Source organism: Streptomyces sp. NPDC002671, from assembly GCF_053592475.1.
The window spans coordinates 1-13,216 of sequence record NZ_JBSFVU010000083.1 but is presented as its reverse complement, the minus strand read 5'-3'; the positions used below and the strand labels follow the sequence as shown (position 1 = coordinate 13,216).

The following is a 13,216-nucleotide window of genomic DNA, read 5'->3' as shown; positions in this document are numbered from 1 at the left end:
TCACAGCGAGTTGGCCGCGGGTCTCATCCTGGATGCGCATACCACGTCAACGAGCCCCGGAGCGGGAAGCAACACTTTGATTCTCTGCAAGTCCTAAGGGTCGGACTCGTATTCGGGCTCGGAGTCGGGCTCGTATCCGGGCTCGCGGCCGGGCTCGCGGGCGGGCTCGTGGCCGGGCTCGGGGCTGGGCTTGTGTTCGGGCTCGTGTCCGGGCTCCCTGAAACAGCATGGGGCAGCTGGGCGACAGCCAAGACCTACCTGGCAATGCGGCGCCAAGTCCCATGGAATCTGATGACGTTCCTGCGGGACGCACACGAGCACCGCGGCGTACTGCGGCAGGTCGGAGCGGTGTACGAGTTCCGCCACCTCGATCTCCAACGCCACCTCGCCCAGCAACCCTGGCCACCTGGCCACCTGGCCACCTGGCAGGACGAGCGGCCCCTGGCGGGCCGGAACCACAATGACGGTGCAAAGACCGGGAACGGCGGTGTGCCCCCACCTTTCTCGCGCATGGCACCCGCAGCCTTGTCAGCGGCTGTGGCCACCGCCGTGCCGGTCGCCACCGCCGGCACCGCCTGAAGGGCCGTCACCCGATAACCGGATGCGTTGCCCCGGCACCGCCGCCCGCAACGACACGCCCCCGAGCCTGTCATGCCTGACTGGCCGGAAGCGTGCATGCTCCCGGCCAGTCAGGCTAGGCGGGGCGCTGGGCTCAGTTGACACAGGTGTCGAGCATGGAGGACAGGGCGGTCTTCTCCTCGTCCGTGGTGGCCTGCCGATGACCGGAGTGGCACGCTCTCAAGGCCCGGGCCCTGGCCGCAGTCACCGCCGCGTTCCGGGCGGCCGGCGCGCGACGTGTCGTTGTCTCCGGGATCGTCGACCCCGAGCACGGGACGCGCGGGTACGAAGATGCGCTGCGCGGGCTCGCCGTGACGGCGGTTCGGCTCCGGTGCGAGCCGGACATTCTACGGAGGCGCTTCCTCGGCCGGCCCGGAGAGCGATGGTCGTCAGCGTTACCTGGCGTCGAGGGCCGCGAGGCCGCCACGGACGGCAGCAGCCGTCTTGTCGAGCTGGTCTCGTTCCTGAACGCGCCAGTCAGCATCAATGCGAAATGGGTCACCTGTGAAGCGGGGGAAGACATGCAGGTGAACGTGGAAAACTTCCTGGAAGGCTGCTTCGCCGTCCGCAAGGAACAAGTTGATACCCTCACATCGCAAGCCTGACCGGCGCAGCGCGCGTCCGAGCTGATGCGCCACTTTCCAGACCTGGACGCCGACGTCCTCCTGAAGATCCTCCAGTCCCACCGCGTGCGCCTTGGGGATGACCAGCAAGTGGCCTGGGGTGACGGGCTGGAGATCCATGAAAGCGATCACCGCTTCATCTTCGTGGACGATGCTGGCGTCCCTCTGACCTCTCGCTATTGCACAAAAGATGCATCCGTCGTCCGTCACAGCCTGCCCCCTCAAGGCCCGAGTACCTCGTGCCGCTCACAACATCAGAAGCGGCACCCAGGCGCGAGCGAATTTCACCCGGCATCTGGCAACTCTCCCCGTGCCATTCCTCGACCATGCCGGACACTCAGTAATGAGACGCTACTCTTCGTCACATTACAGGTTGTGTGAGACCACGAGAGTGCCATGGCCAAGTCCCCGTCAGGTCGGCGGCAGCAGCCGCACGACGATCAGATGGCGCTGTTCGCCCCCGCCGCGCCACCTCCCAAGGTCCAGGCGCCGTCGCCGGATCGGGAGTTGTGGACAGTCGGCTCGGCGCACCCTCGGAGGTCATCGAACAGGCCGTCGTCCTCGCCCATGCGTGGCTGGACCAGTTGAGCAGGCCCAAGCCGCCGCCGGGGCCAACACAGTCCTTCACGACGTCACCAAGGCGAGCCCCACAACCCCATGCGAGCTCGGACCGTACGGGGCCGCGGCCAACGCGGGAACAGAAAGGCGTGGTGGAGGCCAAGCAGTCCGGAGCCCACCTCGCACTCCAGGCCGGTGCAGGGACGGGAAAGACCACAACGCTGGTCATGCTCGCCCACACCGACCGGCACCGCGGCATGTACCTGGCCTACAACCGGCCCGTCGTTGATGACGCCGCCTGCAAGTTCCCACCCAACGTTCCCTGTCTGACCGGCCACGGACTGGCCATGCGCACTACAGGGCGCCGGTACGCAGCCCGCCTCAACGCCCCACGTGAACCCGGCTGGAAAATCGGTGAGCGCCTCGGGATCTCGCCCGCGATGCAGGTCCGCCTCGGACAGCGGCTCCTGACGAACAAGACCATCTCCTACAGCGTCCTGCAGACGGTCAAGAAGTTCTGCCACTCCGCCGACACCGAGATCCAGCTCCGGCACGTGCCGAAGCTGAAGGGCCTGCCCGACGACCATCGGGGCGACCTCGCACGCATCGTGCTGCCCTACGCCCGGCGTGCATGGGAGGACCTCCAGAACCCCGAGCGTGGCCTCGTCCGCTTCGAACCCGACCACTACCTCAAAATCTGGGCACTCACCAGGCCCACCATCCCCGCCGACTTCCTCCTCTTGGACGAGGCCCAGGACACCAACCCCGTCCTGGAGGAGGTCTTCCTCGCCCAGCGTTCGCACGCGCAGCTCATCATGGTGGGCGACTCGGCGCAGGCCATCTACGGGTGGCGCAGCGCCCGGGATGTCATGACCGACTTCGACGGCACCCAACTGCGCCTCACCCAGTCCTTCCGCTTCGGCCCGGCCCTCGCCACCGAGGCCAACCGCTGGCTAACCATTGTGGAGTCCCCGCTGCGCCTTCAAGGGTCGCCCGCCCTCGACACCACCATCGGCCCGGTGGAGGACCCGGACGCGGTCTTGTGCCGGTCCAACGCCGGCGCCATCCGCGAGGTACTCGCCCTGCTGGCCGACGGCAAGCGCGTCGCCATGGTGGGCGGCGGCGAGGCACTGGAGAACCTCGCCCGCGCGGCCGGACAGCTCAAGGCCGGGCGTCGTACCGGCCATCCGGAACTGGTGCTCTTCACCACCTGGGACGAACTGTACGAGTACGCCACCACCGACCCGTCCGGTGGTGAACCGCTGCCTCTGGTCGAAATCATCGAGGACCACGGTGTCGACGTCGTCCTGCAAGCGGTACGCAGCCTGCACCCCGAGCACGACGCACAGGTGGTGGTCTCCACCGCCCACAGGTCCAAGGGGCGGGAATGGCCCACGGTGCGGATCGCGACCGACTTCGAGCTGCGATCCGGCGCCGGGGTCACCGAGCGTGAAACAGACGCCGGAGACCCGATGCCCGACATCGACCTGGCCGAAGCGCGTCTGGCCTACGTTGCTGTCACCCGGGCCCGCCAGCGTCTCGACCTGGGCGGACTGTCCTGGATCAACAACTTCCCACAGCTCGGCACATCGGCCGGACCTCTGGCGGGTCCGGCGCCGGTGCAGCCGTCCCCCTGGGACCGTCTGGGCCCCCGCCCCGAGTAGCAGCCGCTCGGCTCGGCACAGGAGGGAGCCGTTCCCTCGGACCGCACAGAGCCCGAGGGCCGGGACGTTCTATCGCCGTTGGTCTTCGATCAGCTCGAGGTAGCGCGTGTAGTGGGTGTCGGCGATCTGGCGATTGCGGACGAGACTGCCTTCTTCCATACGGTAGGTACGGTCGGGGTCGCCTTTGAAGGACAGCCAGTTGAAGCTGGTGGTGACCCAGACGTCGTCGTAGACGAGGACCTTGGCGTGGGTGCTCTTCAGGCGGGTGAAGGCGAACTTGTCCCGGTACCGGGCAGCGAGGTTGTTCAGTTTGTGTACCGCGGCGGGGTCGGTCTTCGTGTCGTTCTCTTCGTAGCCATAGGCGATGTCTACCTTTACGCCGCGTGAGAGCCGGTTCTCCAGCTTGCTGAGGAAGTCCGTCGTGATGATCGCGTTCTTGATCCAGGGCGAGATGATCAGGATGCGGCTTCGTGCCTGGGTGAGAGCCTCGTCGAGGATCTCGGGGTGCTCGAAGACTCCGATGGCGCGGATCTCGTTGGCCACGGGCTCGGGCAGTGCCGGTGCCGACGGGACGGGGCTGGCGGCTCCAAGCTGGAATGCTGCCTGCTCGGCGCGCTTCTGGGTGACCTCCTCAAGTGGGATGCGCGACTGTTCCAGTTCTGGTTCGAGCACAGGGCGTTCGGGTGGGGGTTCGACGGTGATGTTGAGAGCGTTGGCGCCGCCGTGGGCGATGAGGGCGAGTTCGTGCGGGTGGCTGAGTTCGCCGTCGACGACGACGCCGAGTTGGATGTCGGTGCGGTCGGGGTCGGCGTACACCAGGAGCTTGACCGGGATGACTCGCTTGGCCTTGGCCTGGGTGATGCCTTTGACCTGGAGGACTTCGCGGTCGGTGTTGCCGCTCTCGCGGAGCAGGGCGGTGATGTCGGCGGCGGAGATGTCGCTGTCTTCGACCGGTCCGCCGTGCGCGGCCGGGAGCATGATCATGTGCTCGTCTTGGGCCTGCCCTTTCGGGATGGCGGTGCGGCGCTCGTGGGGACGTGCCTTCCACAGCATGCGGTCGTAGACGAGGGGCTGGTTGACGCGGACCGGGGTGATGGCGGCCATCTCGTGGGCGGTCTTCCGGCCGCGGTCGGTCAGGCGCAGAGCCCGGGTGGGGGTGCTGTCCCGGGGGGTGGTTCGGGTCCAGGTGAGGTCGTCGGAGCTGAAGAGTTCGGCGACCGTCTGGTCCACCATGCGCTCGGACAGGCCGAGGACGCCGGCGATGGTCTTCTCGCTGGCGACCTTGTTGTCGACCAGGCGCAGCACGAATTCCTGTAGCAGCGGCAGGCGTTTGCTGTCCTGGGCCAGGACGTCAGCGGTGACCAGGGCGATGGGCAGGGCTGCGTCGATGACGGCGACGAGTTCGAGGCCGGGGCGGGCGTTTTGGAAGCGGACTGCCAGGAGGCTGTCGGGGCTAAAGGTAGGCATCGCGGATCTCGCACTCCTCGGGGTGGCCGCTCATGTAGTCGAGGACGTCGCGCAGCGCGCCGGGCTTGCTCCGGCAGAACCCTGCGTCGCCGATGACGATCAGGCCGAAGCGGGCGCGGGAGAGGGCGAGCGCTCCTGCACGACCTGACCAACTGCCTGCGCATCGGCGACATCACGGTCTGGGACGGCGTGCACCCGCCCCGCACGGAAGAGATCAAGACCAACCCAAACAACACCAAGAGCGCTCAACTACGGCGGATCAACCAGGCCCGCGCGGCGGTGCAGGATGGCGGCCCGCTGTCAGGAGACAACACCTCAGAACTCCTCTACGACCTGAACCTGCCGCTGCGCACACACCTGGATGTGCTGCGCGAGGCCCTGGAGCGGGCCGCAAACGAGGGCGTCTACGCCACCGAGGTGCCCGGCAGCCGGGCCCTGTTCGTCATCGACCAGTACGGATGTTCCCAGCAAGGACTGTCCTCCAACCAGTTCAACGAGCGCCTTCAGCAGACAGTCGACATCGCCCTGCAACGGGCAGGGATCGCCGCCGGCCGCGAGGACCACAACATCAACGCCACCAGCCTCGACAGCACGGCCCGAGACCCGCTGCGGGTGCCCTGGGCGAACTACCCGCTGCATCCGGTGGCCTGCGCCCGTCTGATCGGCGACTACGCCGTGGCCACCGTGGAGACCTCCGGTCCTGCGCTGACCCGCCTGCTGCAGGCCGGCCTAGACGCGCGCTGGGTCCGCCCGCCGGGAAAGGCCGACCTGCAGCAGGGCGAGGTCGTCATGGAGATCCACCAACAGGAACAGCTGCGCGCCGTGGCACTGCCGGGCGGCCTGACCATGACGCCGGGCTGGACGCTGCAGATGCGCCGCTCCGAGCTGGAGCGCTACCTGCTTGAGCTGCTGCGCCCGGGCTCGTGGGTTGCGGGCATCAAATACGTCCTCGCCGCACGACAGGCTGGGCGGCCGTGGCCGCACTACCGCAACGAACACGAGATTTGGGTCTAGCGAGCCGCCAGCCAGTGCCCCGCCCCGGTGGCCACCTCACTGGCGAGGTAGAGGGCCGCCCCGGCGATCTCCTCCGGCTCGGCCGGACGACCTGCCGGAGACGCCTTGGTCAGGGCGTCGAGGGCGGCGGCCGTCGGTGCTGTTCCCGGTGTGCGGGTGGGGCCCGGGTCGCCTGGTTGCAGGTGCGCTGCCTCGACTACTCGTTCCCGCGCGTCGACGTCACGCCCGCGCCCAAGGGCCGCTACGCCACGCTGAAGGTCCGCGGCATCGCCGAGACCGGTGCGCAGGTCGACCAACAGTCGCGGCCCTGGCCTCCGCTGAACCGGGCCGCGTTTCCCCGCTTGCCACGGACGATCACGCCGCCGTACATTCCCTGCACCCGGCTCGTCCGGCCGCTTCGTCTATCCCCTTTGAGCACATGAGGAGCGCCCGGTATGACGGGTGTACTGGCGGTCGCAGGCGGCACCGCATCCGGCAAGTCCACCCTTGCCGAAGCCCTGTCGCTGCAGTGTCCCGAGAGCATCGCGCTGGTCCATCTGGACGACTACTACGTGCCCGCGCACGACCCCCTGAGGGGTGTGTGGACGGTCAGTGCCGACGGGCACGCCGTCCTAGACTGGAACCATCCGGGGTCGATCGACGAGACAGCGGTGACACACGCCATTGACGCGGCGCTGCTGCGCCCCGGCGTGCTGCTGGTCGTGGTCGAGGGCCTGTTCGCGCTGTCACTGCCGTCCGTGGTCCGGCGGGCGGCGTGGCGGGTGTATGTCGACACCCCCGACGACATACGCCTGGCCCGCAAGATCCTCCGGAAGATCGAGATGCAGCGGCAGGACCCCCGACTGTCCCTGCGCAACTATCTGCAGACCGGCAGGGACCGCCACGCAGCCCACGTCGCGCCCTCCCGGGCGGCGGCCGATCTGGTCGTGGACGGGACTGCGAGCGAGGCGGAGATGCTGGCGGCCGTCATGCCGCTGATCGGGTCGGCCCTCGCGCCGCCGCCCGCGGCGCCCTCGCGAGCACGGGGGGTGTGCGGTGTGACCCGTACCCCCGGGGTCCCGGCGTTCGCGCTGTGACGTGCCCGGGGGCACCGGCCCCGGCGAGGGACGCCGCGTGATCACGCTTCCGGCAACACAGCCCAAGCCCCGGCGGGCTCTCAGGTGGATCACGACCGATCCAGTTCACCTGCAGCCAGGCGAACTGCAGGGGCGACATATGGCGGGATCAGGGAAAGACCCGCATCCAGGCTCTCTTCCGCTTCGCCCGGCACCGCATGGGCGTGCTCTTCGCGATGCTCCGCGACGGCACCTTCTACGAACCACGCACCACCGGAACAGCCACCCCAGACCACTCAGCCTTGATGAAGGACATAGAGGCACCCCCCCGCGGATACGCGAGCAAGCCCGGACCAACTGGTCCGGGCTCGCAGGCTGTTCGGGGCGCGGCTGCTACAGGTCGAACTCGATGTGCTCGATGTCCGTGAAGCGGACCTCCTCCAGCTGCCCGGCGCGGCGGCTGCTGTCCTGGAAGTAGACCTCCTTGAAGGCGTGTCCGACGGGTTAGTACTCCAGTGCGACTTCGTGATCTATTCAGCTGAGGGGTCAGCAAGGCATTGACCAGGTGGCGCATCTGTGGGACGGTCCGGTCGACGGGGCCGATGCCGTTCGCCTCGTGGACAGCGCTTGACGATGGCTCGCCGGCCCGTACGATCATCCGTCATGACCTGACCGGCCATCCCGATCGCACCTGCCGCCGCCAGTTCGACGGGCTGACCCCGCGCGCCCGCTTGAAGGCCACACTGAACGCGAACGCGTCCCCGTACCCCACCTCGCGCGCCACCGCGGCGACGGTCTCCTCCGTGTCGCGCAGCAGATCCGCCGCCAGGGCCATCCGCCAGCCGGTGAGGTATGTGAGCGGCGGCTCGCCGACCACGCGGGTGAAGCGCGCGGCGAAGGTGGCCCGGGACTGGCCGACATGCGCGGCCAGTTCGGCGACCGTCCATCGGTGCGCCGGGGCCTCGTGCAGCAGGCGTAGCGCGTCGCCGACGTACGGGGTGGCCAGTGCCTGGTACCAGGAGGGGAGTTGGGCCTGCGGCCGGGCGCACCAGGCGCGCAGCGCCAGCACCAGTACGAGGTCCAGTAGCCGGTTCAGGACGGCGTCCTGGCCGGGCTCGTCGTGGGCTACCTCGGCGGCGAGCAGGTCCAGCGCCGCCTGGGTGCGCGGCCCGGCGGGCACGACAGCCAGCGGTGGGAGCATGTCCAGCAGGCGTTCGCCCACGTCGCCGCGGAGTTCGTAGGCACCCCGGAGCAGGGTGGTGGCACCGGGCAGTCCGTCACCGAACGTGCGGGGTCCCAGGTTCTGCCGGGCCGCCGTCCCGCTGTCGATGACGTGCTTCTTTCCGCCGCGGATCACCACCTGCGGTGGGGTGTCCGGGGCGTCGGCGATCGTGTACCGGTTGGTGCTGCTGATGAGGGCGATGTCCCCGGCGGCCAACCGCACCGGCGTGGGCTGCGGGTCGTCGTCGAGCCGGACTGACGCGTGGCCGCCGAGGGTGGCCACGACCGTGAGCGTAGGGGCGTCGGCGAAGGTCATCGACCATGGTGGCCGCTGGATCAGCCGCCGGATCTGTGCGTTCCTGGCTCGGGCCCGGTGCAGCAGATCGCTCAGGACGTCCATGTCGGCCACGCTAGACGATCACAAAGGGATTGGCGATGATCTCCCATGGACCGTCTGCCTGTACGGGGGTTGTCTGGAGGGCATGAAGAACATCCTTGTCCTCGGCGGCACTGGCAAGACCGGCCGCCGCATCGCCCGCCGCCTGATGGCCGAGGGCCGGCCGGTCCGTACGGCGTCCCGCACCGGCGGCGACGTCCACTTCGACCTGGACGACCCGGCGACGTGGGCGCCCGCCCTCGATGGCGCCGCCGCCGTCTACCTTGTGGAGCCGAACCTGCAGTCAGGCGTGGACCGGCAGGCGCGCATCCCGCGCTTGGTGGCCGACGCGGTCGCCGCCGGCGTGCGGCGCCTGGTGCTGCTCTCCGCCCACGGCGTCGGCCGGGCCGACGACGGCCACCCGCTCAAGTCCGCCGAACAGGCCGTCCGCGACTCCTGCGTCGACTGGACCATCCTGCAACCCGACTGGTTCGCGCAAAACTTCAGCGAGTCCTTCTGGCTGTCGGGCGTCCTGGCCGGAAGCCTCGCCCTGCCCACCGGTGACGGGCGCACGCCGTTCGTCGACGCCGAGGACATCGCCGAGGTCGCCGCCGCGGCGCTGACCGAGGACCGCCACAGCGGACAGACCTACCAGCTGACCGGCCCGCGGGCGATCGGCTTCGGCGAGGCGACTGACCTGATCGCCGCCGCCACCGGCCGGACGGTCCGTCACCTCGACGTCGACCCCGACGTCTTCGTGGACCGCATGGTCGCCGAAGGCGTGCCTGCCGACGTCGCTCGTCTGCTCACCGGCCTGCTCGTGGACATCCGCGACGGCCGGGGCGCGGGCGTCTCCGACGGTGTGGAGCGGGCACTCGGCCGACAGCCCCGATCGTTCGAGGACTACGTCGTCGAGGCCGCCGCCGCAGGTCGCTGGAGCTGACCCGACGGGCCACCGGGCCCGCCCAGCGGCCGGTGGCGACGCCAGCACTCCGGCGTGACTTCGCGATCTTGCGCCGGCCCCCCGGAGCGAACGGGAAACGGCCACTGCGTGATCATCAAGGGTTGTGTGGACTCCTGATGATCGTGCGGTTGCCGTGGGTCACGGCATAGACGCCGCCCGTTGACGGGCGATGTTCAACAAGGCTATGGCCCGGATCGCGGGTCGGTTCAGGCGGGTGGAGCCGCGTGCCACGGCCTGCGCGTTCGTGCTCGGGCTGCTGTCCGGCGTTGAGCGGAAAAACTGCTGGCGGCTGGCCGAACAGGCCGGCCATGCCCGCCCTGGGGCGATGCAGCGGTTGCTGCGAAGCGCCCGCTGGGACGCCGACGCGGTCCGCGACGACATCCGCGCCTACGTCCTGGAGCACCTCGGCGCCGACAGCGGCGTGCTGATCGTCGACGAGACAGGCTTTCTGAAGAAGGGCGCCGCTTCGGCAGGCGTGCAGCGGCAGTACACCGGCACCGCGGGCCGGATCGAGAACAGCATCGGCGTCCTGCTGAACCCGCCACGCACTTCCCCGCGCAGGCTGCTGCACTGGTCGAACTGGCACAGATGCCATCAGGCACCGCCCGCCGCAGCCACTACCAGCGACGACTCGCCGACCGCTTAACCGGATAGATCACGAAGTCGCACTGGAGTATTAGGTGATTGGACTTTCCAGTGCGAGCTCCCCCGGTCAGTTCAGGACGCCGAGGGGCAGATGCGGGGGATTTGAACAGGTAGGCGAGAAAATCGTTTCGGCAACCTCATGCGAGGGACATGGCGCGTACAGACCACCGCCCCCGGGAAAGGTGTCACTCGATCGGTCATTCGCCTTAGCTGAATGGGACCGTCTCAGAGCTGAAAGCACAATGTATTCATACCCTTGCAAGCGAGGGAGACTCGCCACGATGAGGCCTGAGGTCGCGAACGTTCTCCACGAAGTCGCAATCCCGCGCTTCCGTGTGACAGGAGCCAACGGAACACCTGGCCACGACCTGAAGTCCCACCAACAATGGACGACGGCGTTCTGGAATGCCAGCAGGATGGTCGGAAAAGTAGTGCATCCTCCGACCGGCACTGACGCACTGCGCTATGTCGCGTCGGAGGATGGCGACTTCCTTGAAACTTTTTTCGGCTGGTACTGCCGCAGGTTCCCTGTCACGCGGCACCTCAACCCGAAGCACTTGAAGGACCAGACGCACCTGACCGTCATGTCCTTCCCGAAAGTGCGGGATTTCAGCACGCTGGCCACGCTGAACCATGCCATGCTGCTGATTTTCTACATCGACGACCACCGTCACAGGCTGGATCTGGTGCGGCTGCTCGACGACGGCAGGGCAAACCTGGTGGTGCACGCATTCATGGAATACATCAGGAGCGAGATCCCTGGCGCTCACGAAGGATTCGCGGACGTAGTCCGGGAGTTTCTCGCCGGAAGCCTGCTGCAAGGCAAGATCAAACGGAGCGAGATTCTGTACAGCAGGGTGAAAAGTGTGACCATGGGCATCGTTCCTGTGCATTATATCCGGTGGTGTCTGTACGGGCTCCCATCCGAAAAATTCGGTGCCTTGAAACTCCACAACTACATGCACTGGCTGCAACTCGACACAATGCTGGTCAACGACAGGTATTCACTCGACAAGGAGTCAGACTCCCGTGAGTGGAACGCACTTGCAGCACACGAGCTCAATCATGACGAGCTGACCGCCATGATCGACGATAACTACGCCCACCTGATCACGGCCCTGGGGGAACTGCTGGCAACCGAAGAAGACCAGACGTGCGTAGAAGCATACGAAGACTTCAAAATCTGCGCGGACGCCACGAAAACCTGGGAAGAGTTCTCACCCAGGTACCACACCGACCGGAGCGACACGGAGACCGAAGGGCCGGGACGCAGTCAGCCGGTGAATCGTCATATCCCCTACGGTCCGACAGGACTGGGAACGAAGGGCCTCCGACTGGGCATCAACAGCACCGGCTGACCCGACAGGCCGCTGGTGCCGCCCGAGGCGGACCCGGGGTGGATCTGAGTGCACAACTCGCCGTATCGCGGAGATCGTCCGGCAGCTGCTGGAGGCAGGGCTTCGGCGTAGTCGATGGGCGTCCGTTTCATGATCATTTGAGGTGAAGAGAGGGAGAGTGGGCGGTTCCGCCCCGGAGCCCTTGCGTCTCCCCCGCACCGTCGGGTGGAGCGAGCCGACTGCGCTAGTACTCCAGTGCGAGTTTGTGATCTGTGCGCTTCGACCGTGCCTGAGTGCGGGCCGCGACCGGCGGGTCACGTCCGGCGTCGGCGGCGCCAGTAATGCACGGTGACTGCCAGAAGCAGCGGCCCCCAGAGGATGATGGGCGCGTAGCAGAGGTTCAGGACCACGACGGAGATGCCGTGGGGAGCATCGGGGTCCGGATTGACGAACATGTTGTGGATCAGGCCCGCGGAGTACACCATGACCAGGCCGGCTCCAACCAGGGCGGGGATCACTGCGGCCGGGACCGGCACCGGGCGGCCGCGCAGGCCCGGCACCCAGCGCGGCCAGACCTCGCCCCAGGACTGCACCAGGCCGAGCGTCAGGAAGGCGAAGACCTCCGAGAACACCGTCAGGCCCACGATGTAGAGCGACCCCCAGCCGGGCACGTGGAGCGTCCTTTTGGCCTCCGGCCCGAAGCCCATCATCCAGCCCCAGGCCATCGGGAGCCGCCATAGGCTGGACGGCAGCGGCGTCAGGACCGCCAGGCGCGCTGCGTTGCGCGCCCAGCGCGGGACATCGGGCAGGGTCTGCAGGGCTGAGAACATTGGCATGGCGACGATCATGGCCGCAGTGCCGGCCTCGCCGCGTCGGCCTCCGGTCGCAAATGGATCATGCCCCAGCAGGAGCTGTCCGTCCGCCTCGGGTCGCACGCGCCCGCCCGGCGACCCGGACCCGATCACCTGGTACTCCAGTGCGTTTCGTGATCTATCCAGCTGGCTCGCTGGCGATTCGGCGTCGGTAGTGGCTGCGTCGAGCTGTTGCTTGGTGGCGTCGGCGCCAGTTGGACCAGTGCAGCAGCTTGGTCGCTGTTACGGCTGGTGGGTTGAAGACGGCGGCGAGTAGGTGGCGGATTTCCGGGACGGTCAGCGTGATCGGATCGCGGCTGCGGGCGAAGTGGTGCGTATCTGCGGGCGGTTCGGGCGTCGCGTCGGCGGCGAGGGCGGTCAGGAAGGCCAGGGCGAGCATGGCAAGCGTGATGTGCCGGTGCCATGAGGTCCAGTTGCGGACCTGGTAGTGGTCGAGTCCGACCTGGCTCTTGGCGGCCTGGAAGCACTCCTCGACGCTCCAGCGGGCACCGGCGACGCAGACCAGTTCGGACAGGGGCACTTCGACGGGTGACCAGCACAGGTAGAAAGCGAGTTCGCCGGTGGACCGGTTGCGTCGGATGAGCAGGTGCCGATGGCTGCCGGTGCCGATGTGGATCCAGGCCCAGTCGTAGCACCGGGGGCCTTTCGCTCCGTATCCGGCGCTTTGGCGGTGCCAGGCCGTGGCGGGCAGGCGGCCGGCGAGGGTATCGGCGCGGGCGGGCGTACGGCCGTGGTTGATCCTCGCCCGTGTCGAGCAGGCCACGGCCAGGACATAGCCGATGCCGCGCGCCGGGAGGGCTGC

At 67.9% G+C, this 13,216-nt stretch carries 12 protein-coding genes and 2 pseudogenes; 7 read left to right on the top strand and 7 right to left on the bottom strand.

What is annotated here, in order from left to right; translation table 11 throughout:
- Window positions 1–291: 291 nt before the first annotated feature.
- Window positions 292–579, top strand: a complete 288-nt coding sequence (locus ACWD35_RS43070; RefSeq protein WP_451356792.1) for a hypothetical protein — start codon at window positions 292–294, stop codon at window positions 577–579.
- Window positions 580–1,013: 434 nt separating this feature from the next.
- Here the strand turns inward: ACWD35_RS43070 and ACWD35_RS43065 are convergent, their stop codons facing one another.
- Window positions 1,014–1,451, bottom strand: a complete 438-nt coding sequence (locus ACWD35_RS43065; RefSeq protein ID WP_451356791.1) for an HIT family protein — start codon at window positions 1,449–1,451, stop codon at window positions 1,014–1,016.
- A 497-nt stretch (window positions 1,452–1,948) separates the two neighbouring features.
- Between ACWD35_RS43065 and ACWD35_RS43060 the strand changes: the two genes are divergently transcribed.
- Complete coding sequence (locus ACWD35_RS43060) at window positions 1,949–3,463, top strand: UvrD-helicase domain-containing protein (protein ID WP_451356790.1); 1,515 nt, start codon at window positions 1,949–1,951, stop codon at window positions 3,461–3,463.
- A 69-nt stretch (window positions 3,464–3,532) separates the two neighbouring features.
- On the opposite strand, the gene ACWD35_RS43055 is transcribed toward ACWD35_RS43060, so the two are convergent.
- On the bottom strand, window positions 3,533–4,930 hold the full coding sequence (locus ACWD35_RS43055; RefSeq protein WP_451356789.1) for a phospholipase D-like domain-containing protein: 1,398 nt from the start codon (window positions 4,928–4,930) through the stop codon (window positions 3,533–3,535).
- A gap of 189 nt (window positions 4,931–5,119) precedes the next feature.
- Here ACWD35_RS43055 and ACWD35_RS43050 point away from each other — a divergent pair, with 189 nt between their 5' ends.
- Entirely contained in the window at window positions 5,120–5,944 is an 825-nt protein-coding gene (locus ACWD35_RS43050; protein ID WP_451356788.1) for a hypothetical protein, read from the top strand.
- On the opposite strand, the gene ACWD35_RS43045 is transcribed toward ACWD35_RS43050, so the two are convergent.
- Entirely contained in the window at window positions 5,941–6,240 is a 300-nt protein-coding gene (locus ACWD35_RS43045) for a hypothetical protein (RefSeq protein ID WP_451356793.1), read from the bottom strand. The genes ACWD35_RS43050 and ACWD35_RS43045 overlap by 4 nt on opposite strands.
- A gap of 138 nt (window positions 6,241–6,378) precedes the next feature.
- Between ACWD35_RS43045 and ACWD35_RS43040 the strand changes: the two genes are divergently transcribed.
- Window positions 6,379–7,020 (top strand): uridine kinase family protein, encoded by a 642-nt coding sequence (locus ACWD35_RS43040; RefSeq protein WP_451356787.1) that lies wholly within the window; start codon window positions 6,379–6,381, stop codon window positions 7,018–7,020.
- Window positions 7,021–7,392: 372 nt separating this feature from the next.
- Here ACWD35_RS43040 and ACWD35_RS43035 read toward each other — a convergent pair.
- Both ACWD35_RS43035 and ACWD35_RS43030 read right to left on the bottom strand, forming a co-directional pair.
- Window positions 7,393–7,491 (bottom strand): annotated as a pseudogene (locus ACWD35_RS43035) (telomere-protecting terminal protein Tpg); the annotation flags it as partial.
- 169 nt (window positions 7,492–7,660) lie between these two features.
- On the bottom strand, window positions 7,661–8,620 hold the full coding sequence (locus tag ACWD35_RS43030) for an AraC family transcriptional regulator (RefSeq protein ID WP_451356786.1): 960 nt from the start codon (window positions 8,618–8,620) through the stop codon (window positions 7,661–7,663).
- Window positions 8,621–8,702: 82 nt separating this feature from the next.
- Between ACWD35_RS43030 and ACWD35_RS43025 the strand changes: the two genes are divergently transcribed.
- From ACWD35_RS43025 to ACWD35_RS43015, 3 genes and pseudogenes are all read left to right on the top strand, one after another.
- The gene (locus ACWD35_RS43025) at window positions 8,703–9,539 is read left to right on the top strand and encodes an NAD(P)H-binding protein (RefSeq protein WP_451356785.1); all 837 of its coding nucleotides are present in this window, start codon (window positions 8,703–8,705) and stop codon (window positions 9,537–9,539) included.
- A gap of 190 nt (window positions 9,540–9,729) precedes the next feature.
- Window positions 9,730–10,095: pseudogene (locus ACWD35_RS43020) on the top strand (transposase); the annotation flags it as partial.
- Between the two features lie 391 nt (window positions 10,096–10,486).
- Window positions 10,487–11,563, top strand: a complete 1,077-nt coding sequence (locus tag ACWD35_RS43015) for a hypothetical protein (protein ID WP_451356784.1) — start codon at window positions 10,487–10,489, stop codon at window positions 11,561–11,563.
- 293 nt (window positions 11,564–11,856) lie between these two features.
- On the opposite strand, the gene ACWD35_RS43010 is transcribed toward ACWD35_RS43015, so the two are convergent.
- Together ACWD35_RS43010 and ACWD35_RS43005 are read right to left on the bottom strand one after the other, a co-directional pair.
- Complete coding sequence (locus ACWD35_RS43010) at window positions 11,857–12,378, bottom strand: hypothetical protein (protein WP_451356783.1); 522 nt, start codon at window positions 12,376–12,378, stop codon at window positions 11,857–11,859.
- A 154-nt stretch (window positions 12,379–12,532) separates the two neighbouring features.
- The coding region (locus ACWD35_RS43005; RefSeq protein WP_451356782.1) for an IS701 family transposase at window positions 12,533–13,216 on the bottom strand (684 nt) is incomplete at its 5' end.

Coding starts and splice junctions, on each gene's coding strand:
- ACWD35_RS43040 (WP_451356787.1), top strand. CDS start 6,379: ATGACGGGTGTACTGGCGGTCGCAGGCGGCACCGCATCCGGCAAGTCC.
- ACWD35_RS43025 (WP_451356785.1), top strand. CDS start 8,703: ATGAAGAACATCCTTGTCCTCGGCGGCACTGGCAAGACCGGCCGCCGC.
- ACWD35_RS43055 (WP_451356789.1), bottom strand. CDS start 4,930: ATGCCTACCTTTAGCCCCGACAGCCTCCTGGCAGTCCGCTTCCAAAAC.
- ACWD35_RS43015 (WP_451356784.1), top strand. CDS start 10,487: ATGAGGCCTGAGGTCGCGAACGTTCTCCACGAAGTCGCAATCCCGCGC.
- ACWD35_RS43030 (WP_451356786.1), bottom strand. CDS start 8,620: ATGGACGTCCTGAGCGATCTGCTGCACCGGGCCCGAGCCAGGAACGCA.
- ACWD35_RS43070 (WP_451356792.1), top strand. CDS start 292: ATGACGTTCCTGCGGGACGCACACGAGCACCGCGGCGTACTGCGGCAG.
- ACWD35_RS43010 (WP_451356783.1), bottom strand. CDS start 12,378: ATGCCAATGTTCTCAGCCCTGCAGACCCTGCCCGATGTCCCGCGCTGG.